This is a genomic window from Marinibacterium sp. SX1 (assembly GCF_050389775.1).
Classification (GTDB): Bacteria; Pseudomonadota; Alphaproteobacteria; order Rhodobacterales; family Rhodobacteraceae; genus Marinibacterium.
Genome location: NZ_CP177144.1, coordinates 3,843,373 through 3,868,680, shown reverse-complemented (window position 1 = coordinate 3,868,680; position 25,308 = coordinate 3,843,373). Strand labels below are relative to the sequence as shown.

22 protein-coding genes and 1 tRNA gene are annotated in these 25,308 nt (G+C 66.9%); 9 read left to right on the top strand and 14 right to left on the bottom strand.

Translation table 11 applies throughout. The features are described 5' to 3' along the window. The first annotated feature begins 46 nt into the window (after positions 1 to 46). Positions 47 to 490, top strand: coding sequence for an HIT family protein (locus tag ACK3BB_RS17460; RefSeq protein WP_428925916.1), 444 nt, complete (start codon positions 47 to 49; stop codon positions 488 to 490). A gap of 279 nt (positions 491 to 769) precedes the next feature. Here ACK3BB_RS17460 and ACK3BB_RS17455 read toward each other — a convergent pair whose 3' ends face one another. Further along, positions 770 to 1,477, bottom strand: a complete 708-nt coding sequence (locus tag ACK3BB_RS17455; protein ID WP_428925915.1) for a hypothetical protein — start codon at positions 1,475 to 1,477, stop codon at positions 770 to 772. A gap of 381 nt (positions 1,478 to 1,858) precedes the next feature. On the opposite strand from ACK3BB_RS17455, the gene ACK3BB_RS17450 reads away from it, so the two are divergent. After that, positions 1,859 to 2,800 carry a cation diffusion facilitator family transporter gene (locus tag ACK3BB_RS17450; protein ID WP_428925914.1) on the top strand — a complete coding sequence of 314 codons (942 nt, stop codon included), beginning with the start codon at positions 1,859 to 1,861 and terminating at the stop codon, positions 2,798 to 2,800. A gap of 352 nt (positions 2,801 to 3,152) precedes the next feature. Here the strand turns inward: ACK3BB_RS17450 and lipB are convergent, their stop codons facing one another. Beyond that, complete coding sequence (lipB, locus tag ACK3BB_RS17445; protein WP_428925913.1) at positions 3,153 to 3,815, bottom strand: lipoyl(octanoyl) transferase LipB; 663 nt, start codon at positions 3,813 to 3,815, stop codon at positions 3,153 to 3,155. A gap of 240 nt (positions 3,816 to 4,055) precedes the next feature. Here lipB and ACK3BB_RS17440 point away from each other — a divergent pair, with 240 nt between their 5' ends. Further along, a complete protein-coding gene (locus ACK3BB_RS17440) occupies positions 4,056 to 5,327 on the top strand; it encodes a peptidoglycan-binding domain-containing protein (protein WP_428925912.1) in 1,272 nt (423 codons plus the stop codon). Between the two features lie 207 nt (positions 5,328 to 5,534). On the opposite strand, the gene ACK3BB_RS17435 is transcribed toward ACK3BB_RS17440, so the two are convergent. After that, positions 5,535 to 6,197: a DsbA family oxidoreductase gene (locus ACK3BB_RS17435; protein WP_428925911.1), complete on the bottom strand. Its 663-nt coding sequence runs from the start codon at positions 6,195 to 6,197 to the stop codon at positions 5,535 to 5,537. 142 nt (positions 6,198 to 6,339) lie between these two features. Here ACK3BB_RS17435 and ACK3BB_RS17430 point away from each other — a divergent pair. Beyond that, positions 6,340 to 6,426, top strand: a tRNA-Leu gene (locus ACK3BB_RS17430). Positions 6,427 to 7,215: 789 nt separating this feature from the next. After that, positions 7,216 to 8,226, top strand: a complete 1,011-nt coding sequence (locus ACK3BB_RS17425; RefSeq protein WP_428925910.1) for an alpha/beta hydrolase family protein — start codon at positions 7,216 to 7,218, stop codon at positions 8,224 to 8,226. Here the strand turns inward: ACK3BB_RS17425 and ACK3BB_RS17420 are convergent. From ACK3BB_RS17420 to ACK3BB_RS17390, 7 genes are all read right to left on the bottom strand, one after another. Next, entirely contained in the window at positions 8,171 to 9,181 is a 1,011-nt protein-coding gene (locus ACK3BB_RS17420; RefSeq protein ID WP_428925909.1) for a helix-turn-helix domain-containing protein, read from the bottom strand. The two genes, ACK3BB_RS17425 and ACK3BB_RS17420, sit on opposite strands and share 56 nt — an antisense overlap. Before the next feature lie 302 nt (positions 9,182 to 9,483). After that, positions 9,484 to 10,590 (bottom strand): MBL fold metallo-hydrolase, encoded by a 1,107-nt coding sequence (locus ACK3BB_RS17415; protein WP_428925908.1) that lies wholly within the window; start codon positions 10,588 to 10,590, stop codon positions 9,484 to 9,486. Then, positions 10,587 to 11,222: an SDR family oxidoreductase gene (locus tag ACK3BB_RS17410; RefSeq protein ID WP_428925907.1), complete on the bottom strand. Its 636-nt coding sequence runs from the start codon at positions 11,220 to 11,222 to the stop codon at positions 10,587 to 10,589. Before ACK3BB_RS17410 ends, ACK3BB_RS17415 begins: the two co-directional genes overlap by 4 nt. Before the next feature lie 329 nt (positions 11,223 to 11,551). Continuing rightward, positions 11,552 to 14,686, bottom strand: a complete 3,135-nt coding sequence (locus ACK3BB_RS17405; RefSeq protein WP_428925906.1) for an efflux RND transporter permease subunit — start codon at positions 14,684 to 14,686, stop codon at positions 11,552 to 11,554. Then, positions 14,686 to 15,852, bottom strand: coding sequence for an efflux RND transporter periplasmic adaptor subunit (locus tag ACK3BB_RS17400; RefSeq protein WP_428925905.1), 1,167 nt, complete (start codon positions 15,850 to 15,852; stop codon positions 14,686 to 14,688). The genes ACK3BB_RS17405 and ACK3BB_RS17400 overlap by 1 nt, the downstream gene beginning before the upstream one ends. Next, positions 15,849 to 16,811, bottom strand: coding sequence for an SDR family NAD(P)-dependent oxidoreductase (locus tag ACK3BB_RS17395; protein WP_428925904.1), 963 nt, complete (start codon positions 16,809 to 16,811; stop codon positions 15,849 to 15,851). The genes ACK3BB_RS17400 and ACK3BB_RS17395 overlap by 4 nt, the downstream gene beginning before the upstream one ends. 3 nt (positions 16,812 to 16,814) lie before the next feature. Then, positions 16,815 to 17,012, bottom strand: coding sequence for a hypothetical protein (locus tag ACK3BB_RS17390; protein WP_428925903.1), 198 nt, complete (start codon positions 17,010 to 17,012; stop codon positions 16,815 to 16,817). A gap of 142 nt (positions 17,013 to 17,154) precedes the next feature. Here ACK3BB_RS17390 and ACK3BB_RS17385 point away from each other — a divergent pair, with 142 nt between their 5' ends. The 3 genes from ACK3BB_RS17385 (at position 17,155) to ACK3BB_RS17375 (ending at position 20,014) form a co-directional block, all read left to right on the top strand. Further along, complete coding sequence (locus tag ACK3BB_RS17385; protein WP_428925902.1) at positions 17,155 to 17,847, top strand: response regulator; 693 nt, start codon at positions 17,155 to 17,157, stop codon at positions 17,845 to 17,847. A gap of 1 nt (position 17,848) precedes the next feature. After that, on the top strand, positions 17,849 to 19,132 hold the full coding sequence (locus tag ACK3BB_RS17380) for a HAMP domain-containing sensor histidine kinase (RefSeq protein WP_428925901.1): 1,284 nt from the start codon (positions 17,849 to 17,851) through the stop codon (positions 19,130 to 19,132). Positions 19,133 to 19,240: 108 nt separating this feature from the next. Next, entirely contained in the window at positions 19,241 to 20,014 is a 774-nt protein-coding gene (locus ACK3BB_RS17375; protein WP_428925900.1) for a MipA/OmpV family protein, read from the top strand. A gap of 109 nt (positions 20,015 to 20,123) precedes the next feature. On the opposite strand, the gene ACK3BB_RS17370 is transcribed toward ACK3BB_RS17375, so the two are convergent. Continuing rightward, on the bottom strand, positions 20,124 to 21,218 hold the full coding sequence (locus ACK3BB_RS17370; protein WP_428925899.1) for a hypothetical protein: 1,095 nt from the start codon (positions 21,216 to 21,218) through the stop codon (positions 20,124 to 20,126). Between the two features lie 91 nt (positions 21,219 to 21,309). Beyond that, positions 21,310 to 21,462 (bottom strand): hypothetical protein, encoded by a 153-nt coding sequence (locus ACK3BB_RS17365; RefSeq protein ID WP_428925898.1) that lies wholly within the window; start codon positions 21,460 to 21,462, stop codon positions 21,310 to 21,312. Positions 21,463 to 21,554: 92 nt separating this feature from the next. Between ACK3BB_RS17365 and ACK3BB_RS17360 the strand changes: the two genes are divergently transcribed. Next, on the top strand, positions 21,555 to 22,559 hold the full coding sequence (locus ACK3BB_RS17360; RefSeq protein ID WP_428925897.1) for a TRAP transporter substrate-binding protein: 1,005 nt from the start codon (positions 21,555 to 21,557) through the stop codon (positions 22,557 to 22,559). A gap of 54 nt (positions 22,560 to 22,613) precedes the next feature. Here the strand turns inward: ACK3BB_RS17360 and ACK3BB_RS17355 are convergent, their stop codons facing one another. Both ACK3BB_RS17355 and ACK3BB_RS17350 read right to left on the bottom strand, forming a co-directional pair. Next, positions 22,614 to 24,536, bottom strand: coding sequence for a TRAP transporter large permease subunit (locus tag ACK3BB_RS17355; RefSeq protein WP_428925896.1), 1,923 nt, complete (start codon positions 24,534 to 24,536; stop codon positions 22,614 to 22,616). Next, on the bottom strand, positions 24,529 to 25,308 hold the full coding sequence (locus ACK3BB_RS17350) for a cyclase family protein (RefSeq protein WP_428925895.1): 780 nt from the start codon (positions 25,306 to 25,308) through the stop codon (positions 24,529 to 24,531). Before ACK3BB_RS17350 ends, ACK3BB_RS17355 begins: the two co-directional genes overlap by 8 nt.

The window sequence follows — 25,308 nt, the reverse complement described above, 5'->3', positions numbered from 1 at the left end:
CGGCCGCACAAACGGGCGGAATCCCCCCTGAGCAAGGATGCACGCGATGGATTACGCGCCCGAACCCTATGCCGACGACAACATCTTCGCGAAGATCCTGCGCGAGGAAATTCCCGCCTTCCGGGTCTACGAAGACGCCGAGACGCTGGTGTTCATGGATATCATGCCCCGGGTCGACGGCCACATGCTGGTCATCCCCAAGACGCCCTGCCGCAACATGCTGGATGCCTCGGCCGACCAGCTGGCGGCCTGCCTGAAGACCGTCCAGAAGGTCTCGCTGGCCCTGCTGGGCGCGCCCTACGGGGCCGATGGGATCAGCCTGCAGCAATTCAACGAACCGGCCGGCGGGCAGGAGGTCTATCACCTGCATTTCCACATCCTGCCCCGGCGCGACGGGGATGCCCTGCGTCCGCCGCGCCAGCAGGGCGACATGGAGGCCATCGCCGCCGAGGCAGAGCGCATCCGCGCGGCCATAGCCGCCGCGGCCTGACGCCGCGAGAGCCTGACGGCGGGTCGATCTGTCGCCGGGCCAGTCTGAAACGGGTCCAGTCTGACGGCGGGCAAGTCTGAGGGCGGGCCAGTCTGACGCTGGGTGCGCCTGGTGCCGGGCGAGGCCACGGTAACACAGGGCACGGCCCAAACGACACGCGGCAAGGCCCAAGACTCCATTGGGCACAGCCCAAACGACAACGGGCGGCGCGGGTTTCCCCGCACCGCCCGTGCATGTCATCCGTGCCGGGGCACCTGTTCAGGCACCTGGCCCCGTTGGTCAGAGCCCGGGAATCAGGTCGAACAGCGAACGATAGCCGAAGGTGGCCCCGCGCTTGGCGCCGAAATCGATCGTCACGCCCGCGCCGACATAGGTTTCGCTCCCCGACGCGCCAAAGCCCGACAGCCTGGTCGAACCGACCTCGGCATAAAGCCCGGTCTGCGGCGTGACCTTGTAATCCAGGCCCAGCTCGATGCTGGTGACGTCGACGCCGAAATCGGAATTCACGTGGTCGATCCCGGCCCGGGCGCTCAGCCCGTTGCCGAAGGCATTGGCCACTTCCACGCCCATCATCAGCCCGCCTTCGCCTTCGATATCGAATCCCCCGGCATAGACCTCGGCGATCACGCTGGGCGCCAGCAGCATGCCGGCTTCCAGGCCATAGGTCGTGGCCGACACGCTCTCGATCTCGTCATAGCCGACATAGACCCCGAAAGACGCGGTTTCGCTGCCGTGATAGATGCCGTGGGCGGTCAGGTTCACCCCGTCGCCCAGGTAGTGATAGCCATAGTAACCGGCATCGACCTGGGCCGCGAAGTTGCGCGTGAAGCCCAGCTCGGCCTGGCCGCGCAGGATCGTGCGATTGACGTCGGTTTCCTCGGTAAAGGCCGAATAGCCCAGCTCGACCGACCCGCCGGTCAGTTCGACGGCCCCTGCGGGCACGGCAAGGGTCGTCGCGGCAAGCGCGAGGGCGCCCAGTGTCTTCATGTGTCTGCTCCGAAATGCCTGTCGGCGGTTCGCCCGCCGTTCCCCGATGGCTACGATGCCACCCGGCGCCGGTCAATTCGCTGCCTGCGCCCGGCCTTGCCCTGTGGCGGCGCGGCCACGTCGCGCGGGTCATGGCCCCGGACCCCATCATGCCCCGGGGTGGACTATGCAGCCGTGGCCAAGATGCAGGGGGCGGGGGGCGCCGAGACTTGCCGCAGGGGGCAGTCGGTGCTGCCGGCGCCGTGCCGCGCCCTCAAGCCCAACCATGCCACCGGGCCGGGCCATGCGGCGTGGCCGCTCTCCCACGCTCTGCGGCGCATGGCCGCCCCCCTTGCCGTTGCCCGCGCCCCGCGCAACACTGCGCCCGGAGGTTCCCCGCCCATGCCCCACGATCACGGCCATCATCACCACCACCATCACCATCATCACCACGTCGACAGTGCGACCGGTGACCGCCGGCTGGCCTGGGCCGTGCTGGTCAATGTCGGGCTGACGCTCGTCCAGGTCATCGGCGGGCTGATGTCGGGCTCGCTGGCCCTGATCGCCGATGCCCTGCATAATTTCTCCGATGCGATCGCCCTGATCATCGCCGTCCTGGCCCGGCGCATCGCCCGCCGCCCGGCCGATGCCCGGATGAGCTTTGGCTACGGCCGGGCCGAGATGGTCGCCGCCCTGGTCAATTACACCACGCTGATCCTGCTGTCGCTCTACCTGGCCTACGAAGGCATCACCCGGCTCTTCGCCCCCGAGCCCATCGCCGGCTGGACCGTTGTCTGGATCGCCGCCGTGGCCCTTGTCGTCGACCTGGTGACCGCGTTGCTGACCTATGCCATGTCACGCCAGTCGCTGAACATCCGCGCGGCCTTCCTGCACAATGTCGCCGATGCCCTGGGCTCGCTGGCCGTCATCGTTGCCGGATCGCTGGTGTTGCTGTTCCAATGGTACTGGATCGATGCCGTCGTGACCCTGATGATCTCGGGCTACATCCTGATGCATGTCCGCTCCGACATCGGCGAGGTCATCCGCGTGCTGATGCTGGCCAGCCCGCGCAGCCCCGACACCCACGACCTGATCGCTGCCCTGGACGCCACGCCCGGGGTCGACAGCCTGCACCATGTCCATCTCTGGCAGATGCAGGAAAGCGCATCCGCGCTCGAAGCCCATGTTGTCATCTCGGCCGGCGACTGGGACCGGGCCGATGCGATCAAGGCCGCACTCAAGCAGCGCCTGGCCGAGGAATTCGGCATCACCCATTCGACGCTGGAACTGGAATGCGCCCGCCATGCCTGCGCCGATGCCCAGCTGATCGGCCACCCGGCCTGACCTTGCCGCCCGCGCCGCGCCGGGCCAAATGCGCCCGGCCTGACTTCGCCGCCCGCGCCACGCCGGGCCAAACGCGCCCGGCCTGATCTCGCCACCCGCGCCGCGCCGGGCCAAATGCACCGGGCCTGACTTCGCCTGCCGCGCCGCGACGGGCCAAATGCGCCCGGGCTGACCTTCCCGCCCGCGCCACGCCAGGCACCCTGCGTCCAGCCTGACCTTGCCGCCCGCACGACGCCGGGCACCCTGCGTCCAGCCCGACCTCGCCACCAGCGCCCAGCTGCACCAGATTCGCCCGGCCTGCTGCTTCTTTCTCTTTGAAAATATCCGGCCGTTCGCCCCCACAGGCGCCGTCTCAGCCCAGGGGCGCCTCGCCGAACACCGTCTCGAACTGGCGCCGCAGGGCCACGTCCAGGTCGCCCATGGTCACCGGCAGGCCCAGGTCGACCAGGCTGGTCACCCCGTGCTCGGCAATGCCGCAGGGCACGATCCCCGAGAAATGCTCCAGCTCGGGATCGACGTTGATCGCCAGCCCGTGAAAGCTGACCCATTTGCGCAGCCGGATGCCGATTGCCGCGATCTTGTCCTCGCGCGGCGTCCCGTCAGGCATCGGCGGCTTTTCCGGCCGTTCGACCCAGACCCCGACGCGCCCTTGGCGGATGTGGCCCGTCACGTTGAACTCGTCCAGCGCCGCGATCACCCAGGCCTCCAGGTCGGCCACGAAACGGCGCACGTCGCGCCCGCGCCGGCCCACGTCCAGCATGACATAGACCACCCTCTGGCCCGGCCCGTGATAGGTATATTGCCCGCCCCGCCGCGTCTGGTGCACGGGAAAGCGGTCGGGCGTCACCAAGTCGCGCGCCTGCGCGCTGGTCCCGGCGGTGTAGAGCGGCGCATGTTCGACCAGCCAGATGCATTCCGCAGCCGTGCCGGCCGCGATGGCCGCCGCCCGGGCCTCCATGAAGGCCAGGGCCTCGTCATAGCCCGTCAGCCCGTCCGTGGTGATCCATTCGACCATGCCTGCCTCCCGCCAAAGCCTGACGGCGCACATGCCACGACCGGCCGGGCGCTGGCAAGATCCGGCCCCTCGGTCGAGCCCAGGGCCTGCCGTCCGGGGAACCGGCAGCCCCCCGCCGGCGTTATCCGGCCAATAGGCGGCTTGCCGCGTGCCCTTTGCGGGGCGGGGCCTGCCGGCTGGCCGATGCATGCCCCCTGCGCATAAGAAGGGGACCGGCTGCTTTTATCGAGAGGCTCGACCATGAAGATCAACCACGCGCTGACCTGTACCCTGGCCGGGGCGCTTGCCCTTGCGCCCGTCTCCCGTGCCACGGCCGATACTGGCAGTTTCGTCGCCGGGGCGGCGATCGGCGGGCTGCTGGGCCACCTGGCCACCCGCAGCTACCAGAAGAACCAGACGATCTTTCCCCAGGCCACGTCGCCATCGACAGGCGCGCAGGGCACCACGGCCTCGACCGGATCGGGCGGGGCGGCCAAGTCCACCGCGCCGGGCATCCCGGCCACGCAGACCGGCCGCGACGTGCAATCGGCCCTGAACTTCTTCGGCTTCGATGCCGGCAGCGTCGACGGCCAGGTCGGCCGCCAGACCCGCGAGGCCATTTCGCAATACCAATCCTACCTGGGCTATCCCGTCACCGGCCAGCTGACCGGGTTCGAGCAGGATTTCCTGGTCGAATCGCATCAGCGCGCGGCCGGCACCGGCGTTGCCCCGGGCTCGTCCGAGGCCCAGGGCATGCTCAAGGTCTACATGGCCGGGCTGGGCCAGACCGATGGCAACAGCGCCGTGACCCAGGGCGCGTCCGGCGGGCTGCCGACCTTCCAGGTCTCGGCCACGCCCGAATCGCTGGCCGATCATTGCGCCATGGTCGCCCAGAAGACCCAGGCCAACGGCGGCTACCTGACCGTGCAGACCATGCAGGCCCCGGTCGACGTGCTGCACGAACAATTCTGCATGGCCCGGACCGAGGCCATTGGCACGTCGCATGCCATGGCCACCAAGGTGGCCGATGCCGACAGCGCCGAGATTGCCACCCAATGTGCCGGTTTCGGCCCGGTCATGGCCCCGATGGTCACCGGGCTGGCCACCGAGCCGCGCCAGGACATCATCCGCGAAACCGCCGTCTACCTGTCGGATGCCGGGGCCGATCCGGCCCAGATGATCGACATCGGCGAGATCTGCCTGGGCGTGGGCTATGAGGCCGACGACATGGGCGTGGCGCTGGGATCGGCGCTGGTGCTGGTGGCGCTGGGGCAGGGGGCCTATGGCGAACTGGTCGGCCATCACCTGGCCGGCGGCTTCGGCACGCCGGTCGCCCCGGGCCGGGCGGTTGAATGGTATGACGCGGCCTTTGACGGGCTGCGCAACGGCCAGGCCGCGGTGTTCGATGCCGATGACCCGTCGCGGATCACCCTGCTGCAGACCGCCGTCGACCAGGCCTATGACGTGCCGCCGCGCCCGCAGAAGGCTTCGCAACCGGCCGACGGGCTGCCGACCTTCTCGACGGGCAACTGAGGCGCCCCGCGCCCGGGTCTTGGTCGGCCTTTGACCGGACCCGTCCGGTTTGTGTCTTGTCGGACGGGGCTCCCTCGCTCCGCCCGATCGGACCCATCCGGCCCCGTCGGACTGGCGCGGTCAGTCCGGCCCGTCTGACTGGTCGTCCCTGCCTGGTCTGACTGGGGTGTCTGGCCCGCCCGGGCCGTGCCCCATCGAAATTTGCCGTCAGGCCGCCGGCAATTGCGCGGCCTGGCGGATGACATCGGCATAGGTCTCGGCCTCCTGCGCGCCGGTGAGGACGAATTTGCCCCCGATGCACATGGTCGGCACGCCGCTGATGCCGTTCTGCACCCAGAACGCCTGTTTCCGCCGGACCAGATCGGCCCGCGCCTCGCTCGTCAGCACCTCGCGGGCTGCCTCGCCGTCCAGCCCGGCGGCCTGGGCGGCCCGTATTAGCACCTCGATATCCGAAACATCCTGCTGATCGGTAAAATATGCCGCGAACAGCGCCATCTTCAGCGGATGCTGCAGGCCCTCTTCGGCCGCCCAGTCCAGCAGCTGGTGCGCGCGGAAGGTGTTCACCATGCGCGAGGTGTCGTCGTAGTTGAAGGCAAAGCCCAGCTGCGCCCCGATCCGGCGCAGCCGGTCCCGCGCCCGGTGGCTGTCCTCGGCGCTGGTGCCGTATTTCTCGGCCATGTGTTCGGCCAGGTCCTGGCCCTCGGGGCCCATGTCGGGGTTCAGCTCGAACGGATGCCAGCGCACCCGCGCGCCGAGGCCGGTCATGGCCAGCGCCCGGCGCAGCTGGAGAAACCCTATGATGCACCAGGGGCAGACCACGTCCGACACGATGTCCACGTCGACCACATGCACGATGTCGTCCTGTTCCATGGCCGGGGCTCCCTTGCGCAAGCGGTTACGCGGCCAAGCCTGCGGACCAGCTGAAAAAACGTCAAGCGTCGGATGGGGGCGTTTTTGCCTCTTGATGTCGCCCGACCGCGCGTCTATACGGCGCGAACCAAGCCTAGGCAGTGCGGTCGTGGCGGAATTGGTAGACGCGCAGCGTTGAGGTCGCTGTGGGGTAACTCCCGTGGAAGTTCGAGTCTTCTCGACCGCACCATCTTTCAAGCAGCAGAGCTTGATCACCGGCAACCCACCATGGCAGTCCTCTAATTGACCCTCCAGCTGGCCCTCCAGGCCGTCGATACGGGTTCCGAGGACGGTGCGGCGCAGGCGGCTCGATGCGCCATCCTTAAACAGTTGCGACAAGGTCCCGACCGGCCCAATTCCAAACCGTCCGACGGCCGTAGCCAAGGGGCATTGCCACGTCGATGACGCGCATCATGAGAGAGCCGTGATCACGGTTCGTCGGGTTTGTCCCACGGAGAGGTGGCCGTGGTCGAACCTTTGCCGTGATGGCGGTGCGGGCGGTGAAAGCGGAATACTGGCGGCCCTGGACGGCCTGATGGGTATCAGCCTTTACGGCTCAGTCCGCGATCACCGTCAGCGCGTGCTCCAGCGTTTCGATACGCGATGTCGGTGCCAACATCATGTCGGGCGTGTCCTGGGCGGTTTACTCAGGCACGACCACAAGTGGTGCTCGATGGTTGAGGCGATGGTGAACGTCGGCATCCGCCCGGGGCGCCGACTGCCTTGATCGAGGCGCTTCAGTGGAAACACGGCAAGGCCGCGCGTATTCTGGTCTCAAAAGCTGCGAGCCGGACCCGGTTAGCGGGGCGGATATACAAGCGACTTCAAGGCGGTTCCGGATCCCATCAAGAACGGCCGGGCCTTCCTGGAACCCGTCGGCCAATTCCTCTTGGAATTCTCAGGTCCTCGATCGTGTTCGAGGTCTCGAAGGCGTCATTCTGCAGGGATGATCAGCGCGTTATCCCAACTTGGAAATCCAATGCGCCATCTCATCTTTCTCCTCCTCTTTCTGTCCAGCCTCACCGGCGCCGCGGCCGAGCCGGTCGCCGTCGGGTTTCGCACGCTCGCCGTTCCCGGCATCGAGGCCGTAGCCTGGTATCCGACGGATCAGGCCGCGCCGGTGTCGCTCGTGGCCGACAACAAGGTCTTCTTCGGCGTGCCGGTGGTCAGGGATGCACCGCTTGCGGGCGACGCGCATCCCGTGGTGCTGCTTTCTCACGGATATAGCGGGCTGTGGCGCAATCAGGCCTGGCTGGCAGAGCGGCTGGCCCGTGCCGGGTTCATCGCCATTGCGGCCAACCATCCCGGAACCACCTTCGCTGACATGGACCCGACCTGGGCCAGGCATGTTGATGCGCGGCCCGCCCAGATGTCCCGCAGCCTGGATGCATTGCTGGCCGACCCGGACCTGGGACCGCGGATTGACCGGGACCGGATATCGGTCATTGGCCATTCGCTTGGTGGCTCTACGGCTCTTCTGCTGGCCGGCGGCGTTTTCGATCCATCCCGGCTGATTGACGCCTGCGGCGACGACACCCGGAAGCTGCTTTGCATCCTCTATCGCGAAGGCGGGTTGTCAGCGGACATGGCGCCGGTCTCGGCGCGCGACCCGCGCATCTCGGCGGCCGTGTTGCTGGACATGGAAGGCATCCGCGCCTTTACGCCCGAAAGTCTGGCCGGGCTGCCGGTGCCGGTTCTGGCCCTGGTGTCCGGCATCGAGGACCCGGCCCTGCCGCTGGCATGGGAAGGACGGGCACAGGCCGCGTCGCTGCCGGCCGCAACCAGCCGATATGCCGAGATCATCGGGGCGACGCATTTCTCGTTCATGAGCGCATGCAAGCCGGGGGCGGCGGCGCTTTTGCAGGATGAGGCCTTTGTCTGCGCTGGCGAAACGGTGCCAAGGCCCGAGTTGCATGACGCAATCGCCCGGATGGTCATCCCGTTCCTGTCGAGCGATAGGCAGTTGGTGTCTGCCCTGCAATCGCCTTGAACGCGCGGTTGAAATTGGACTTGGTCTGGAACCCGGCGTCGAACATGACCTGGGTGACAGGCAGGTCGGTGTCGCGCAAGAGCCGCATCGCCTCGCGGACGCGGTAGCCGTTGACCAGGTCGGTGAGGCTGCACCCCATAAGACCATTCACGGCGCGGGAGATCTTTCGCGCCGGTATGCCCGAGCGGCGGGCGAGGCGGTCCAGCGTCAGATCGGGATCGCGGTAGAGCCCCCGTGCCAGCACCGCCTCGACCGCGGACAGGACCTCGCTTCCTGCGTCCAGATCCTCCTCGGTCTCCGGCTGCGTGGCTGCGGATGGGCCCGGCGCGACTTCCGGGGCGGTATCATTCGGCGTTGCAGCGCTGCTCCAGCCCAGGAGCCCGCCGGCCAGCCCCAGGATCATCACGCCCATCACGGCGGCAATCGCCGGACCGGCAACAGCGTGTTTGCCCCCGCTCAACGCCATCGCCACGACCGCATCCGAGATTGCGCTCAACAGCAGAAGGGCGGCGACCCCGATCCGCGCGGCCGAGATCGCCCATTCATCCCCGATCCGCACTTGCGTCAGGACCTCGCCCGGTAGCCGCAGGGTCAGGATGGCGATGCCATAGGCGATGAATTCCACGATCAGCAGGACATCCACGGCGCCGGGCCAAAGCCACCCGGACAGCACCACTGCGGGCGGCCAGAGCAGATGCCAAGGCGACGGCACCTGGCTCCGCAGCGACAGGAAGGCCGTCAGCGCGATGAGCGGCAGCACGGAGGCAAGCAGCGGCTGGACAAGATGGACCTCATGAAATCCGAGGCTCCACCGAAGACCGACTAGCAGGGTCTGGACGGCGCAGGCTGCAATGAAGATCAGGAACCATACCTCTCGGCTTCTGCGCAGGAACAGCCGCAGGAGAACAAGGAGCAGAAGGCCGGAAACGACGAAGGGCAGGGGTATAGCGGGCAAGGGTCCTCCTTGGGGGGCGGTGATGCGCGCTGACGCGAAATCACCCGATCCCGACCGGCTGCAAGCAAATCTTGGGGCATGCCCGGACATCTGCCGAAGCGCCAAGACGGTTCAGGCCAGAGAGCAGGACGCTGCGCAAGCGTTTATGTCGCGAGAGACGGAAAACAGCAATCGCGTGGCAAAGCCCTTCTGGGTGCAGGTTCCCGGCTCTCACGCCGACACGCCGGTCCGGTCTCCGCAGATCCGCAGACGCGTGTCCTGCACGAATGCGTTGGGTCGCGCGCGATCCAACGACAGGAAGATCATTCCCCTGCGTTGCCGCGTTCGAGGGGAAAGAACCGAACCTCTCCCTCCCGCATCGTGGCAAAACGTTCGGCATGCGCCGGGTCTTCGGCCAGTGCCTTTTCCAGGTCTTCGACTGGCTGCTGAAACGCCTCGGATGCCAATTGAAACGTGCCGAAATGCATGCCGATGCTATGGCCGGCCCGCAGGTCCCGGTGGGCCATGACGGCTTCGGCGGGGTTCATGTGCAAAGGCTTCATGAACCAGCGCGGCTCATAGGCGCCCATGCCCAGAAGCGCGACCTCCGGTGCGCCAAGCGTCTCTCGGATGTCCGTGAATTGCGACGAATAGCCGGAATCTCCGCCGAAGAAGACACTGCGCGACCCGCGTTGGATAAAGTAGCTGGCCCAGAGGCTCCGATCTCTGTCACGAAGGCCCCGTCCCGAGGAATGCTGCGCCGGCGTCATGACGATGCGGGTGGCCGACTGGACGTTGATCTCTTGCCACCAGTCCAGCTCTTCAACAGTCGTGATGCCGGCGTCTCGCAGCAAGGACCGGTTCCCCAGCGGCACGACAAACAGCGGTGTGTCACGCGCGTTCAACCGCCTGAGTGTCGGCAAATCGAGGTGATCGTAGTGGTTGTGGCTGATCAGCACCACGTCCACTTCGGGAAGCGCATCGAAGTCGACACCTGGCGGGCGCACCCGTTTCGGACCGAACCAGGACACCGGGCTGACCCGATCCGACCAGACCGGGTCGGTCAGGATGGTGACGCCTGGCAGTTGGATCAGGAAGGTCGCATGATTGACGAAAGTCACGGCCATGCCATCCTCGCCGAGGTCGTGATCAAGCTGCGGGGTGGCTCTGTTGGCGATCCCGGTCGGCCAGGACGGTCGACCCTCTGAGATCATGCCGAACACATCCCGAAGGCCGGGTTTCACCTGCTCGTCCAGCGTCGGGTTGATAAACCGTTCGCCATCGAAGTGATCTGAGGGCTGGAACACCATTTCTTCTCCGTCGTTGCCGGTCTGCTGAGCATCGGCTTCCTGCCCGCAGCCGGTGAATATCAGCGTCATGAGCATGATGCCCACGAGGCGCCGGGCGGGGCGGTCGATGTGGACAATCATTTTGAGGTCGAACCGATGAGCAGCGGCGTCTTCCCGATGAACTCGGGGGCCTTCGCCTGTGCCAGTATGAACCGGGCGACATCGGCGCGAGAAATGCGGTTGGCTTTCACACCGTGCAGGTCGGTCACGGCACGTATTTTCCCCGTGCACGGACCGTTGGTCAGAAAGCCGGGCCGCACGATGATCCAGCGCGCCACCTTGTTGCGGATGACGGCTTCCTGGCGGTCCTTGTCGGCATACATCCGGCGCAGGATCAACGGCATGAAGATCTTGTCGTAGAGAAAGCCGCCATGGCCCCTGCTGTCTCCTGTGCCGATCCCCGTGACCGTGATCAAAAGCTGGTCGGGCTGCAGGGCTGCCGCGATCTTCTCGGCCGCATTCGAGAACAGGCGAACCTCTCCTGTCACGTTCCGCGTCCCGAGCGTGTCACAGGCAACCTCCTGGCCCCTGACAGCCTCGGCGACGGCCGCTGCATCCTCGGCCGAGCCTTTTACGAGACAGAGGCGGGGATGTTCTTCGGTCATGGACGCAGGATCACGCACAAGCGCTGTTACGTCGTGACCGTCGGAAAGTGCTGCCCGAACAAGTTCAAGCCCGATACCGCGGGTTGCGCCAATAACTGCGATTTTCATGGGGAGATCTTCCTTTGGATGTGTTTGGTCGGAAAAGTCGGCTTCCGCGGTCGCTCTGGCAATCGGCTGTGCATGGGGCCGGATTTGCGCGTCCCGTTGTGGCAGGGCGGGGGTCCCGACTTGCGCGTCCGGGCACGGGGCAGGGCGGGTGGGGCGGGCAGGGTGGCCTTGCTGTGGCCATGGCGTCTTGCCCGCCTCTCAGATTCCCGGCCGCGTCCGGCCCCTGCTTCCGGCTGGGGGCAATCATCCCATTGGCCGGCCTGGGCAGGGCAGCCACCGCCCAGGCCGCGATGCGCCGGTTGATTGCCTCTCCGGACGTCCAAACGGCCCTATTCCGCGGGGACGGCCTTTGTGGCGGGGGCGCCGCGCAGCCGGCGGTTGGCGCGTTTCTCGCCCAGCATCAGCATGGCGGGGGTCACGATCAGCGTCAGGATCGTCGCGAACATCAGGCCGCCGGCGATGGTCGAGCTCAGCTCGATCCACATCTGGGTGGATGGCGCGCCATGGACGATCTCGCGCCGGAAGAAATCGACGCTGACCCCGATGACCATGGGCGCGAGCCCAAGCGCCGTGGTGCCCGAGGTCAGCACCACCGGCCGCAGGCGCTGGGCGCCGGTGCGCAGGGCGGCCTCCAAGGGCGACATGCCCGCAGCGCGAAGGTCGTTGTAGGTGTCGATCAGCACGATGTTGTTGTTCACCACGATCCCGGCCAGCGCGATGACCCCGATGCCGCCCATGACCACGCCGAAGGGCCGGCCCGTCAGCGTCAGGCCCAGCAGCACCCCGGCAATCGAAAAGACGATGGCGATCATGATGACGAAGGCCTGGTAGAAGCTGTTGAACTGGATCAGCAGCACCAGCATCATCAGCCCGATCGCCGCGATGAAGGCGCTGACCAGGAAGATCATCGCATCGGCCTGGTCCTCGGCCTCGCCGGCAAAGGACCAGGACACGGTGTCGGGCAGGTCCATCGCCATGATCGCGCCGCGCAGGGTGACGATCTGGTCGTTGACCAGCAGGCCGGGCGAGACATCGGCCGACAGGGTTGTCACCCGCTCCTGGTCGATCCGCTTGATGGTCCCGCTGCGGGGGGCGGGGGTGAAGCTGACGAAATTGGTGATCGGGATCAGCCCGGCATTGGTCGGCACCCGCAGGCTTTCCAGCTCGGCCAGCGAGCGTTCGCCGGCGGGGAACCGGATGCGGATGTCGACCGCGTCCTCGGCCGTGTCGGGGCGGTAATCGGCGATGGTGATGCCCTGGGTCAGCAGCTGGATCGCCTGGCCCAGCAGCGCGACGTCGGCACCGAACCGCGCCGCTTCGGAGCGGTCGAGGTGGATCTCCCATTCGACGCCGGGCAGCGGCGTGGTGTCGGTGATGTCGGTGAAGCCGCCGATCCGCTCCATCGCCGCGCGCACGGCCTGGATCGTCGCCACGCGGGCCTCGCCATCGCGCGAGACGACCTCGAGGTTGACCGGCTTGCCCTGCGACGGCCCGCCTTCCTGCACCTGGACCTGCACGTCGATGCCCGGGATGCGGCGCATCTCGGTGCGGATCTGCTCGATGATCTCGGCGGCCGGGCGGCGGGTGTCCCAGTCGGTCAGCTCCAGCTGCACGGTGCCGATGACCTCTTCGTCGGCCTGCCGGTCCGACCCGGTGCGCGCATAGACGCTGGCCAGCTCGCCGTACTCCAGCAGCCGGGTCTCGACCTGGCGCACCAGGCTGTCCTTCTCGTAGATCGAGAAATTGTCGCGGGCGCGGACCTCGACCTGCACGAAATCGGGCTCGGATTCGGGGAAGAAGGAAATGCCCGTGCCGAACTGGCCGTAGCAGATGAAAGAGGCGACCAGCGCCAGCACGGCGAAGATCACGGTCCGGCCCGGCCGCAGGATCGCCCATTCCAGCGCACGCACGTAGAGCCCGCCGGCGCCGGTCATCTGCCGGGGGTCGCCATGTTCGGCGGCGGCGATCTGCATCTGCTGGGCGGCCGTCTGCGGCTGGCGCTTGCCGATCAGCCCGCCGAGCACGGGGATGAAGATCAGCGCCATGAAGAGCGAGGCGGCCAGCGTGAAGATCACGGTGATCGGCAGGAACTTCATGAACTGGCCCACCGTCGAGGACCAGAAGAGCAGGGGGAAGAACACGCTGAGCGTCGTGGCCGTCGAGGCGATGATCGGCCAGGCCATGCGCTTGGCGGCGGCGGCATAGGCCTCCCTGGGCGCGCGGCCCTCGCTGAGCAGGCGGTCGGCCAGTTCGACGGTCACGATGGCGCCGTCGACCAGCATGCCGACCACGAGGATCAGGCTGAAGAGCACCACCATGTTCATCGTGTAGCCCATGAAGAACAGCACCGTGACACCGGCCAGGAAGGCCCCGGGGATGGCCAGCCCGACCAGGATCGACGAGCGCAGGCCCAGCGACCAGACGATCACGATCATCACCAGCAGCACCGCCGCGATGACGTTGGATTCCAGGTCGGCCAGCATGGTCTGCACCTGCTTGCTCTCGTCCTGCATGTAGTTGATGCGCACGCTGTCGGGCCAGTTGGCCTGTTCGGCCGCAATGGCCTGTTTCACCAGGTCGACGGTCTCGATGATGTTGGCACCGCTGCGTTTCTTCACCTCCAGCGCCAGCGCCGGCTGGCCGTTGATCCGGGCAAAGCTGGTCGGATCCTCGAAGGTGTTGCGCACCGTGGCCACGTCGGCAAAGGTCACGACGGTGTCGCCCGAGACCTTGACCGGCATCTCCATCACGTCGCCGACATCCTCGATCAGCCCGGGCACCTTCAGCACGATCCGCCCGGCGCCGTTCTCGATCGCGCCGGCGGCGATCAGCAGGTTGTTGCGGCTGATCTGGCTGGTCAGTTCGTCGAAGGACAGGTTGTAGGTCTCGAAGACGGTGGGGTCGATCAGCACTTCCAGCATCTCGACCCGCTCGCCGGCGACATCGACCTCGAGCACGCCCGACAGCCCTTCAAGACGGTCCTTCAGGTCATTGGCCAGCGCGTTCAGCGTGCGTTCGGGCACCGGGCCCGACAGGATCGCCGTCAGGATCGGGAAGAGCGCGGTGTTGACCTCGGTCACGGTCGGGTCGGTGGCATCGGTGGGCAGGTCGTTGGCCGCCCGGTCGACGGCCTCGCGCACCTTGTCCAGCGCGGTATCCGGGTCAAAGCCCGGATCGAATTCCAGCTGCACGCTGGCATGGCCCTCGGCCGCCGTGCCGGTCATCGAATTGAGCCCGGTCAGCGCCGCCAGCTCGGTCTCCAGCGGCTTGACCAGCAGCCGTTCGGCATCTTCGGGCGAAATCCCTTCGAGCGAGGTCGAGACATAGACCGTGGGGATCTGGACCTCGGGAAAGCTTTCCTTGGGGATGGTCCGGTAGGCCACGGCCCCGATGGTCAGGATGGCGACAAGCAGCAGCAGGACCACCCGCGTCCGGCTGAAGGCCGCGTCGATCAGCGCGTTCATCACTCGATCTCCGTGCCGGTGCCGCCGGGCAGCGCGACATCGGCGGCGGCCACGGTGTCGGGATCGGCCGTGGGATCGACCGTCTCGCCCTGCGACACGAAGCCCTGGCCGATGGTGATGATCCGGGCCTCTTCGGGCAGGCCGCTGATCCAGACACCATCGCGCTGCGCCCGTTCGACGACCACCTCGTGGAACACCACCTTGTCGGCCGCGTCGACGGTCTTGACGCCCAGCCGCCCGTCCTCGCTGAGCGACAGGATCGCCGGCGAGACGAAATGGGCGGTGACGTCCTCGGTCGGGATGCGCACCTGCACCGACAGGCCCGAGGCGATGGCCCCGTCGGGGTTGGGCACGGTGATCTCGGCGCGGAAGGTGCGGGTCTCGGCCACGGCATCGCGGCTGACATATTCGATGGTGCCGGTGCGTTCCTCGCCGGTGATGAAGGTCACGCCGGCCTCCTGGCCCGCGCGGATCAGGGCCAGGGATTGCTGGGGCACCTGGATGACGATGCGCAGCGGATCGGTGTCGAGCAGGATGCCGACCTCGTTGCCGGCCGTGGCAAATGCGCCGATCTCCAGGTCGAGGCTGTCGAGCCGGCCGTCAAAGGGCGCCCGGATCACCGCGGCATCCAGGCCTTCCTCGGCCTGGGTCAGCTGGGCCTGGGCGGCGGCCAGCGCCGCGCGGGTCTCGCGCAGGCGGGCGGCGGTGGCGATGCCCCGGTCGACCAGGGATTGTGTGCTGGTATTGTCCTCCTCGGCGCGCACCAGTTCCTGCCGGGCCTGCTGCACCCGGGCTTCCAGCTCGCGGGTGCTGAGCCGGGCGATCTCGTCGCCGGCGGCCAGCGTCTGGCCCTTGCGCGCGGGCAGGTCGATGACCTCGCCGGTGGTCTGGGGCCGCAGGATGGCGCGCCGGTCCGGCTGGGCCTGGCCCTGCGCGGAAAAGGTCTTGGTCACGCGTTCGGCCCGGCTGTCGCGAACCGACACGGCCACGGCCGCGGCGGCATCGACCGGCGCCTCGGCGGCATCGTCGGGCGCCGGCAGGATGATCCCGCTGCCCATCCAGCCGACCAGCGCAACCGCCAGCAAACCCGCCACCCACTTCGACCGCGACGACCCAGGCTCGTCACGGAAATCCAGCGGGGCGGGGGCTTGTGCGTTCTTGCTCATTGCACTTGCTGCAGTCGCAGCCACTTGGCGTCCTGCTCCTCTTCGAGACCGACCATCGCAGCGCTGTCCCGCCACAAACGCTCCTGGGCATCGCGATCCCGGGCCAGTTCGGATGGCGCGGGGAATGTCGGAATTCCCCTGACAAGAGACACGTAGACACCATCATCCGGAACGTCGAACCAGCCATTCGCGACATCCGCGAGCATCTGGCCCGAATGCTCGGGGGAGTTCATGTTGAATTCGGGGACAAAGAGCCCGATGAGCGGAAAGACCGTGTGCATCAGGACGCGCACGGCGACCCTCTGCAGCGCCGACGCGTCTCCGCCGCCGGCACCTCCGGTCAGCCCGGGATTGAAGGCAAAGATGTCGATACCGCGCGCCCGGACCTCGGGGAGCCGTGCGAAAGTCTGCGCTGTCATCAGGTTGCACAGCTTGGATGCGCAATAGGATCGCACGCCGGTGCCGGGTCCTTTCGGCGTCGGATGTGCCCATTCGTCAAGGTCAAGGCCCTTCGGCGCAAGCCGCTTGAACGGGGGATTGTGCATGTTGCTGGATGTGATCACCATCCGGCCGCGATCTGCCATGCGCGGCAGCAAGAGACGCGCCATCAGGTAATGTGCCAGGTGATTGACCGCGAAGGTCAGCCCATAGCCGTCCTCGCTCAGTTGGTCGGCTTCGGACCCGTGCAGGCCGGCGTTGAGAATGAGCACATCTATGGAGATCTCCTGAAGACGGTGTTCGAGCATATCGACGAAGGCCCGAACGCTCGCCAGGGAGGACAGATCCAGCGGCAGGACCTCGACGCCGGGCGGGACGTTGCGGTCAAGGCCACGCGCCCCCACGATGACGGTCGTGCCGGGCTCGGCCGCAAGACGCCGCAGCGTCCGGGCTCCGAAGCCACTGGTCGCGCCGGTCATGACGACGACTTTCCGATTGTTCGACGAACCGTCCAGGCTCATGGATCATTCCTTTCCGAGACTGCCGAGCAGCAGCGAAACATGTTGACGAAGAAGATGGTGCAGATCGGGCACCGGGACGTCCTGAAAGACGGTCCCCCAGAGCGCGAGCATCATGGCCGGCGCCATGGCCAGCCGGATCAGGATCGCGGCGGCGGGAAGGATCAGCCAAAGCCGAAAGGACGAACGTCGGGTGCTGGACAATGTTGGGCCTCGGCGAATGGCGACGTCTCGGGGCCAGATGTAGCGGGTCGAAGGTCAAGTGCGGTCAAGGCAATGTTAAGTTCGGTAAAATCCCCCCGTGCAGCCAAGCTCCTGTTGTATGAGGGCTGAAACGGGGGAAGAGATGGCGACGGTGACAAAAGTCCTGCTGGTCGATGACGACGAAGAGTTGACGACCTTGTTGCAGGAATACCTGTCGGAGGAAGGCTATGACGTGTCCACGACCTCGGACGGACGCGCGGCAGTGGCCGCCGCCTGCGGCAACGGGGTTGACCTGATTGTGCTCGACATCATGATGCCCCGCATGAGCGGGATCGAGATCCTCCAGAGGATCCGGGCGCGCAGTCAGATCCCCGTCCTGATGCTGACGGCCCGCGGCGATGACATAGACCGGATCACCGGGCTGAACCTGGGGGCCGACGATTATGTGCCCAAGCCCTGCTCCCCGGGAGAGCTCGAGGCGCGTATCCGGGCGATCCTGCGCCGCGCCGGACAACGCGGAAACGGCAGCATCCTTCCCCTGCGCGCGGGTCAACTGGTGCTGTTCCCCGGCAGCCGGACGGCGGAATGGCAAGGCCATCCGCTGGTCCTGACCGGAACAGAGTTCAGCCTGCTCGAAGTGCTCGCGCGGCAGGCCGGGCAGCTGGTCTCGAAACACGAGATATCAAAGCGCGTCTTCGGCAAGCCGGTCACCCCGTTCGACCGCCGCATCGACGTGCACATCAGCTCCATGCGCCAGAAGCTCGGGCGCCGCGACGACGGGCAATCGCATATCCAGTCGGTCCGGGGGCAGGGCTATCAGCTGCTGATCGACTGACATGCGCGCGTTGTTCCTGAAATACCTCGTCGTGATCGGGGTCTCGATGCTGGGCTCGATCCTGGCGATGATCCTGATCCTGAACGCGCTGCGGGCCTCTCCCGCCGCGACGAAACTGGAGATCCAGAAGCGCGAGATCGTCCTCGACCTGGCCCGCGCGATCCTCACCGACGAAGGCCCCGAGGCTGCCGCGCGATTTGCCGCCACCAGCGAAGCACAGCTGCCGCTTGGCCTTGCCATAACGCCCGATCCCGGCGCCTGCGCCCGGCCGGATACCGAGGAAAGCCGCGGCGTGCTGTGGGACGGCCGCTGCCATCTGGTGACGGTGGAGCCGCCCGACAAGCTGCTGCCCTACAGGCTGGCGCCGGTCATGCTGGGCCTTGCGGTGCTGACGGCCAGCATGATCGCCGCAGGGCTTCTGGCCCGCAACCTGGTCAGCCCGGTGGTCCTGCTGCGCGATGGTCTCAGCGCGCTGGCGCAGGGGCAGTTCGATGTCCGCATCGCCGGTGTCCTGGCCGCGCGCCGCGACGAGATCGCCCAGCTGTCCTGCGATTTCGACCGGACGGCAGAGCGCCTGCAAGAGCATCGGGATGCCCAGCAGCGGTTGTTTCACGACGTGTCCCATGAATTGCGCTCGCCCCTGTCACGGCTTCAGGCGGTGACGGGTATCCTGCGGAAAAGCCCGGCAAAACTCGACGCCATGCTCGACCGGATGGACCGCGAGATCGAACGGCTGGACGGGCTGGTCGGCGAGATCCTGACGCTCGCGCGGCTGTCGAACCGCTCCGGGACGGCCCTGCAGACCCAGAGGCTGGATGTCATCGAGATCCTGAACGACATCCTGCTCGACGCGACCTTCGAGGCACAGTCGCGCAACGTGGCTGTCACGACCGACCACCCGGGATCCTTCCTTGCCGACGTGGACGGAGAGCTGATCTATCGGGCGCTGGAGAACGTCATCCGGAATGCCACGAAATTCACCGCGCAGGGCACGGCGGTGGAAGTCCGTTGCGCGGTGACCGATGCGCATCTTGAGGTCGAGATCGAGGACAGCGGTCCCGGGGTCGACCGCAAGGAGCTCGACCGGATCTTCCAGCCGTTCTCCCGCGGTGGCGATCTGGCGCGGCCCGGCGGCTTTGGGCTGGGGCTTGCCATCGCCCGGCATGCCATCGAACGCCATGGCGGCCGGATCCGGGCGATGGCATCGCGACGCGGCGGGCTGATCGTGGCCATGGAGATCCCGATGCAACCGCGCGAACCGGATCGCCTGCAGCCGCTCCGCTGACCTCGTGCCGGGCCCGGAAATTTACCCAGCTTTACACAGTCTTGACCGCGGTTTACGGCCACGCCGCTAGAACCACCCCGAACAGGCAGGCAATCATCAGGGGTGAGCATGGGAAGACCTTTCAGCGGCGTGGCCGCACTGGCGCGGGCCGCGGGGATCGGGGTGGCATTGGCCTCACTCCCCTCAAGCATCACGGCACAGGAACGGCCGAACGGCTTCACGATCGGTGTGATCGGCGGCTTCGGCAACGATATCTACCTCGGCGGCGACAGCGATCAGTTCGTGCTCCCGGTGCTCAGGTACGAAAGCGAGGCCTTCTCCTTCGGTCTGCCCGATGGCCTTCGGGTCAGCCTGCTCTCGCGCGAGAACATGGTGCTCAGCGCCGTCGTGGCGCCACGCCTGTTCTCGCTCGTCGATGTCAACGCGACCGAGCTGCGCGGGATCGACCGGGACATTACCATAGATGCCGGGCTTCAGGCCCGCTTTTCCCTGACGGACAGGACCGAACTTGTCGCGCGCGGGCTGGTGGACGTGTCTGGCGAACACGACGGTCAGGAGGTGACCCTGTCCTTGCGGCACAACGTCCCGGTGAGGCGCATGGCGTTGAACGTCGCCGCGGGCGCGACATGGCGGAGCGGGGATCTGTCGGCCGAACTCTATGGCGTCTACCCGTGGGAGGCGCGCGACGACCGGCCGCGGTACGAGCCCGGCGCCACCACCGTTCCCTTCGTCTCAATGGGTGCGGTCTATCCTCTGACGCAGAACCTGCGCTTCATCGCCAACCTTCGCGCCGAGTTCCTGCCGGACAGCGTGAGCGACAGCCCGATCATCGACCAGAATGCCGCGGTCGGCGCACAGTTCGGTCTTCTCTACAGTTTCTGACCGACACTTGGATGATGCCCGCGCCCCTGACCGTCGCCGATCCGGCGGGGTCAGGGGCTTGGTGAGATCAGCAGGGGCGGCCTGTCCAAGGGACTGTTATACACTGACCTCAGAACGGCACGGTCAGCGCTGTCACCAGGCTCTGGTTCCAGCGGGTGCCGTTCAGTCCCTGGTGGCGGGTGAAGACAAAGTCGAACCGCGTGCCGTTGCGCAGCATCTTCGAGACGCCCAGCGAGCCCACGGCAAAGACCGGCTCGTCGGTATAGAGATCGAGGTTGTTGATGTATTCATACTCGATCCCCAGACCGAACTTCGGTGCCCAGCCGCCCGGAGGCACTTCCTTTTCCATTTTCAGATAGGCCCATGTGGTCCCGTAATTCTCGATCGGCCCGACCACGCCGGAGGACACCACGCCGAAACTGTCGGCCGTGGCTTCGACGAAATTGCGCTGGAACTGGATGCCGAGGGTCGGCCGCATGACCCATCCTCCGGGGATCCAGCCGATATCCTCGCGCCGGTACTGGCCGATGAATTCCGCCTGCGTGTAAAGCCGGTCGTCGCCCTGCACATGTTGCAGCGTCACGCCCGGCCCGGCGGCCACCCGCAGATCGGTTTCGCCCCAGGAATATTCGGCGCGGCCCGCGACACCCCATTGATCGTTGAACTTGCGGATGACATCGAAGCGCAGCCCGTGGCCCTGGCGATCGACGGTGCCCGACCCGACGATATCGGTGCCCGAGCTTTCCAGCAGCAGGCCCAGGCCGATCATCGTGTTGGCATCCGGGAACCGCAGGTATTCGATATCGGCGCGGCCCACGGTCGTGTCCAGCTCCACCGGGTTGGGCCGGCCATTGCCGAAGGTGCCGGTCACGCCGAAACGGATATAGGATTTGCCGTCGGCCAGCGGCACCAGGACGTTCAGCGGCGTGATCAGCGCCGAGGTCTCGTCGCGGTAGGTCAGGGGCGGGGCGCCGGGCACGGTCGCGGCCCCGATGGTCGAGCGCGACTGGCCGATCCGGGCCTGGACCGTGCCGAACTGGTCGCTGGAATAAAAGGATTCCAGCAGCCCGGCCTTGCCGAGATTGATCTGCGCCATCGCGCCCGGCGGCAGCGGTGGCCGGCCCGCCGGCGGGCCGCTCTGGGCGGCTGCGTGCGAGGCAATAAGGATCAGGCACGCGGCCAGCGCGCGTTTGGTGAATGTCATGGATTTCTCTCCCTCGTTCCGACCCTTCGCACGGGCGCCACGTCACCTCCGCAGGGGTGGGCCATGCGGATCTCCCCGAGGGCGCCCGGGGTCAGGACACGAGGTTAGCGGCCGGAATGGCCTTCAAAAAATCATTAGTTTTAATGGCATGCATCATCGCGGACGATCCGGATCTGTTTGGATGAGGGCTGGCAATCACCGGGTTGATACCTGGGCCGCCATTCACCGGATCAATGTCATCCATTCCCGGATTGAGTTTTTGAACCACCTCTGGGCGACCTATCCTCGCGCCGCAATCGCCGGCCGGTGTCGTGCCGGCGAAGATGGGAGGACAACTTGACCACATGTATCCGAACCGCGCTGCTTGCCACGGCGGCGGCGCTGCTGCCCGCGCTGGCCACGGCCCAGCAAGAGCTGATCTTTGCCACCACCAACCCGGAACAGGTGCCGCTCAACCAGGGGTTCCTGATCCCCTGGGCCGAGAAGATCAATGCCGAGGCCGGCGGTGCGCTGGAAATCGACATCCGGCACGGGCCGATGCTGGCCAATCACACCAATTTCTACGACCGCGTTGCCGATGATGTCGTGCAGATCGCCTGGGGCATGACCGTGTTCAACCCGGGCCGGTTCCCGCGAACGCTGGTGTCGACCCTGCCGTTCATGGTCGAGAGTTCCGAACAGGGCTCGGTCGCGCTGTGCCGGATGTACGAAAGCGGCGCTTTCGATGAGGAATTCACCGATATCGTGCCGCTGCTCTTCGCGGAATTCCCGCAATCCTCGCTGCATCTGAACAAGTCTCAGACCGACAGTTTCGCTGGGATCGCGGGCAAGAAGGTGATCACCTCAAGTCCGGCGGCGGCGGCCATCGTGGGGGCGAATGGCGGTGCACCGCTGTCGTTCAACATCACCGAGCAATACGAGGCGCTGCAGCGCGGCGCGGCGGATGGCACGATCCTGAACTTCACCGCCTTCCCGGCCTTCCGGCTGGACGAGGTGACGACGGACCACCTCGTCGCCCCGCTGGGCGGCGCGATGGGCATGGTGTTCATGGCGCGCTCCACCTGGGACGGTCTGTCGGACGATGCCAAGGCGGTGCTGGAAGCCCATTCCGGTTGCGAGGCCTCGCGCGGTTTCGGCCAGTTCATCGACCAATGGGAACAGGGCGCGATGGAGATGGTCGCCGCACAGGAGGGCCATACGCTGACCCATGCGTCAGAGGCCGACGTGCAGGCGATGATGGAAAAGCTGGGGCCGGGGATCGAGGCCGGTTTCGCCGAGCGGGTGCCGGGCGGCGCCGAGCTGATCGAGACATTCAGGCAGGAGCTGGCCGCAGCCGAGTGAGGCGCGCAAAGGGCAGGGAAGGGCCGGACGTTCGTCCGGCCCTTTTGCTTTGGGTCACATGGTAGAGGGCAGCCAGAGCGCGAGGGCGGGAAAGGCCACCAGCAGGACAATCTTGACGATATCGGCGAGGATGAAGGGCAGGACTCCCTTCATGACACGCGAGATCGGGACGTCCGGCTGCAGGCTGTTGAGCACGAAGAGGTTCAGCCCGAAGGGTGGCGTGATCAGGCCGATCTCGACAACCACCAGCATCAGAACGCCCCAGAAATAGATGTCGTACCCAAGGCCAAGGACGATCGGCGTGACCACCGGGACGGTGATGACCATGACCGCGAAGCTGTCCATCACCGCGCCCAGCACCAGGTAGAAGACCAGCAGCGCCGCCAGAACCAGCACCGGGCGCATGTCAAACCCCGCGATCCATTGTGCCAGAAGCTCGGGCACCTGGCCGAGGTTGACGAAGAACGAAAAGATCAGCGCGCCGAAGATCAGCCCGTAGATCAGCGCGGTGGTGGCCGTGGTTTCCGACATGACCGACAGGAACCGCCTGCGGTTCAGCTTGCCCCGCAGAAGCGCCATGAGGAAGGCGCCCACCGCACCCACGGCGGCGCTTTCGGTCGCGGTGAAGACGCCTCCGTAGAGCCCGCCGATCACGGTGCCGAACAACAGCGCCACCGGCAGCGCGCCTTTCAGCGCCGGGCCCAGCGGGTCGGGTGCGGCGACGGTGTCGGGTGCGGCTTCGGGATCGGTGCGGACGACGATCCAGATGGTGGCAAAGTAGAGCAGCAGGGCCAGCAGGGCAGGGACCATGGCGGCGACGAAGAGCACGGCGATGGATTGCTCGGTCAGCAGGGCAAAGAGGATGATCGCGCCCGAGGGCGGCACTAATGCGCCAAGCGTGCCCCCCGCGGCGACCACGCCGGCGGAAAAGCCGGGGCCATAGTGGCGCGCCTGCATCTGTGGCAGGGCGATGCGCCCGAAGGTGGCCGCGGTGGCGACCGACGACCCGCTGACCGCGCCGAACCCGGCGCAGCCGGCGACGGTGGCATAAGCCAGGCCACCGCGCACCCGGCCGAGAAGCGCGTTGGCCAGCCGGTAGATGTCGTCGGAAATGCCCGCCGCCACGGCAAAGCTGCCCATCATCAGGAACAGCGGCAGGGTGGCGATCTGGGCGTTGGTCAGGAATTCGGTCGCATCCGTGGCCAGCACCTTTCCGGCCGAGGCCGCGCCGATGAACAGCGCCGTGCCGCCCAGCCCCAGCAGCCCCGACACCGCCGCCAGCGGCAGCTGCGACAGGACCCCGAGCCAGAGCAGCGCAAACGCCACAGCCACGGCCAGGCCCGGCTTCTGCATGGCAAGCCCGGCGAGCCCGTCGAAATCGGCGATGGCCCAGCCGATCAGGCCGGCAACCGACAAGGCCAGCAGCCCGGTCACCAGAGCACCCGACAGGCTCGGTCCGCGCCCCCCGGTCCGCAGGCAGGCCCGCAGATCCCTGGCGGCATTCCAGAGCTGCACCGCCACCGCCATCCAGAGCGCGGCAGCGACCGCATAGCTGGTGGGGGCAAGCGGCCAGTTCAGCAGCAGCGTCGCCCGGCCCTGGGCCTGGAATTTCACCGCCTGGCCCCAGATGTGCCAGGCCAGCAACCCGAAGAACAGCGCCAGCAGCAGCGATCCGCACAGCGTCAGCCATTCGGACAGCCGCTCTCCGATCTGTCGGCCCAGCAGGTCGACCCTGAGGTTGACCCGCCGCACCGCACCCGCAGGCAGGGTCGCCGCGACGGCCACGGCGAAGACATGGCTCATGACCTCGTTCAGCGCCACGACGGCCGATCCCATCAGCCAGCGCAGCAGCACATCCGTCACGATCACCAGCGCGCCCAGCAACATGCCCAGCACGGCCAGCGCCGACAGCGCCGCGCCGGAGCGGTCAAGAATGGCGGGCGCCCGGGGCAGGGCCGCGGCCGCCGCCTCAGTCATCGCCGTCCAGCCGGGCCACCGCTCGGCACCAGCCGGCGGAGCCGCGTTCGACCTTGACCGGAAAGCACATCACCTCGAACCCGTAGGCCGGCAACTGGTCGAGGTTGGCGAGCTTTTCCATGTGGCAATAGGCGGCTTCGGCCCCGGCCTTGTGGCCTTCCCAGAACAGCGACCACTCGCCGGTCTCGCGGATCCGGGCCATCTGCGACATCAGCGGCGCGTCCCAGCTCCAGGCGTCGGTGCCGCAGACCCGCATGCCGCGCGCGGTCAGGTACAGCGTTGCCTCGCGGCCCATGCCGCAGCCGCTGGCGACGTAATCGTCCTGGCCATAGCGCGCGCCCGCGCGGGTGTTGACCAGCACGATATCGCCCGGTTGCAGGTCATGGCCGATGCGCGCCAGCTCGTCCTCGACTTCCCGCGCCGAGATCACGTGGCCGTCGGGCCGGTCGCGGAAGTCCAGCTTTACGCCCGGTCCGATGCACCAGTCCAGCGGCACCTCGTCGATGGTCATCGACCGCTCGCCGCCGTTCATCGTGGGATGGTAGTGCCACGGAGCGTCGAGATGTGTGCCGTTGTGCGTCGTCATCTCGACCCGTTCGACCGCCGCGCCCTTGCCGTCGAGCTGATGGTCAACGGGAATGCCGAACATCGCCTCGAATTCCGCGGCCCCCGCATCGTGGCCCACATGGGTGATCTTCGGCCCAAGTCCCGGTGGGTCGGATTTCACCCGGTCGGTCAGGGTTACGGACAGGTCGATGATCCTGCGTGTCAT

What these genes read in the sequence shown, in the direction of transcription:
- ACK3BB_RS17350 (WP_428925895.1), bottom strand. Translation starts at nt 25,308, where the DNA reads ATGACACGCAGGATCATCGACCTGTCCGTAACCCTGACCGACCGGGTG.
- ACK3BB_RS17395 (WP_428925904.1), bottom strand. Translation starts at nt 16,811, where the DNA reads ATGAGCCTGGACGGTTCGTCGAACAATCGGAAAGTCGTCGTCATGACC.
- ACK3BB_RS17355 (WP_428925896.1), bottom strand. Translation starts at nt 24,536, where the DNA reads ATGACTGAGGCGGCGGCCGCGGCCCTGCCCCGGGCGCCCGCCATTCTT.
- lipB (WP_428925913.1), bottom strand. Translation starts at nt 3,815, where the DNA reads ATGGTCGAATGGATCACCACGGACGGGCTGACGGGCTATGACGAGGCC.
- ACK3BB_RS17460 (WP_428925916.1), top strand. Translation starts at nt 47, where the DNA reads ATGGATTACGCGCCCGAACCCTATGCCGACGACAACATCTTCGCGAAG.
- ACK3BB_RS17440 (WP_428925912.1), top strand. Translation starts at nt 4,056, where the DNA reads ATGAAGATCAACCACGCGCTGACCTGTACCCTGGCCGGGGCGCTTGCC.
- ACK3BB_RS17415 (WP_428925908.1), bottom strand. Translation starts at nt 10,590, where the DNA reads ATGATTGTCCACATCGACCGCCCCGCCCGGCGCCTCGTGGGCATCATG.
- ACK3BB_RS17380 (WP_428925901.1), top strand. Translation starts at nt 17,849, where the DNA reads ATGCGCGCGTTGTTCCTGAAATACCTCGTCGTGATCGGGGTCTCGATG.
- ACK3BB_RS17405 (WP_428925906.1), bottom strand. Translation starts at nt 14,686, where the DNA reads ATGAACGCGCTGATCGACGCGGCCTTCAGCCGGACGCGGGTGGTCCTG.
- ACK3BB_RS17365 (WP_428925898.1), bottom strand. Translation starts at nt 21,462, where the DNA reads ATGGATGACATTGATCCGGTGAATGGCGGCCCAGGTATCAACCCGGTG.
- ACK3BB_RS17400 (WP_428925905.1), bottom strand. Translation starts at nt 15,852, where the DNA reads ATGAGCAAGAACGCACAAGCCCCCGCCCCGCTGGATTTCCGTGACGAG.
- ACK3BB_RS17455 (WP_428925915.1), bottom strand. Translation starts at nt 1,477, where the DNA reads ATGAAGACACTGGGCGCCCTCGCGCTTGCCGCGACGACCCTTGCCGTG.
- ACK3BB_RS17370 (WP_428925899.1), bottom strand. Translation starts at nt 21,218, where the DNA reads ATGACATTCACCAAACGCGCGCTGGCCGCGTGCCTGATCCTTATTGCC.
- ACK3BB_RS17410 (WP_428925907.1), bottom strand. Translation starts at nt 11,222, where the DNA reads ATGAAAATCGCAGTTATTGGCGCAACCCGCGGTATCGGGCTTGAACTT.
- ACK3BB_RS17385 (WP_428925902.1), top strand. Translation starts at nt 17,155, where the DNA reads ATGGCGACGGTGACAAAAGTCCTGCTGGTCGATGACGACGAAGAGTTG.
- ACK3BB_RS17450 (WP_428925914.1), top strand. Translation starts at nt 1,859, where the DNA reads ATGCCCCACGATCACGGCCATCATCACCACCACCATCACCATCATCAC.
- ACK3BB_RS17435 (WP_428925911.1), bottom strand. Translation starts at nt 6,197, where the DNA reads ATGGAACAGGACGACATCGTGCATGTGGTCGACGTGGACATCGTGTCG.
- ACK3BB_RS17375 (WP_428925900.1), top strand. Translation starts at nt 19,241, where the DNA reads ATGGGAAGACCTTTCAGCGGCGTGGCCGCACTGGCGCGGGCCGCGGGG.
- ACK3BB_RS17425 (WP_428925910.1), top strand. Translation starts at nt 7,216, where the DNA reads ATGCGCCATCTCATCTTTCTCCTCCTCTTTCTGTCCAGCCTCACCGGC.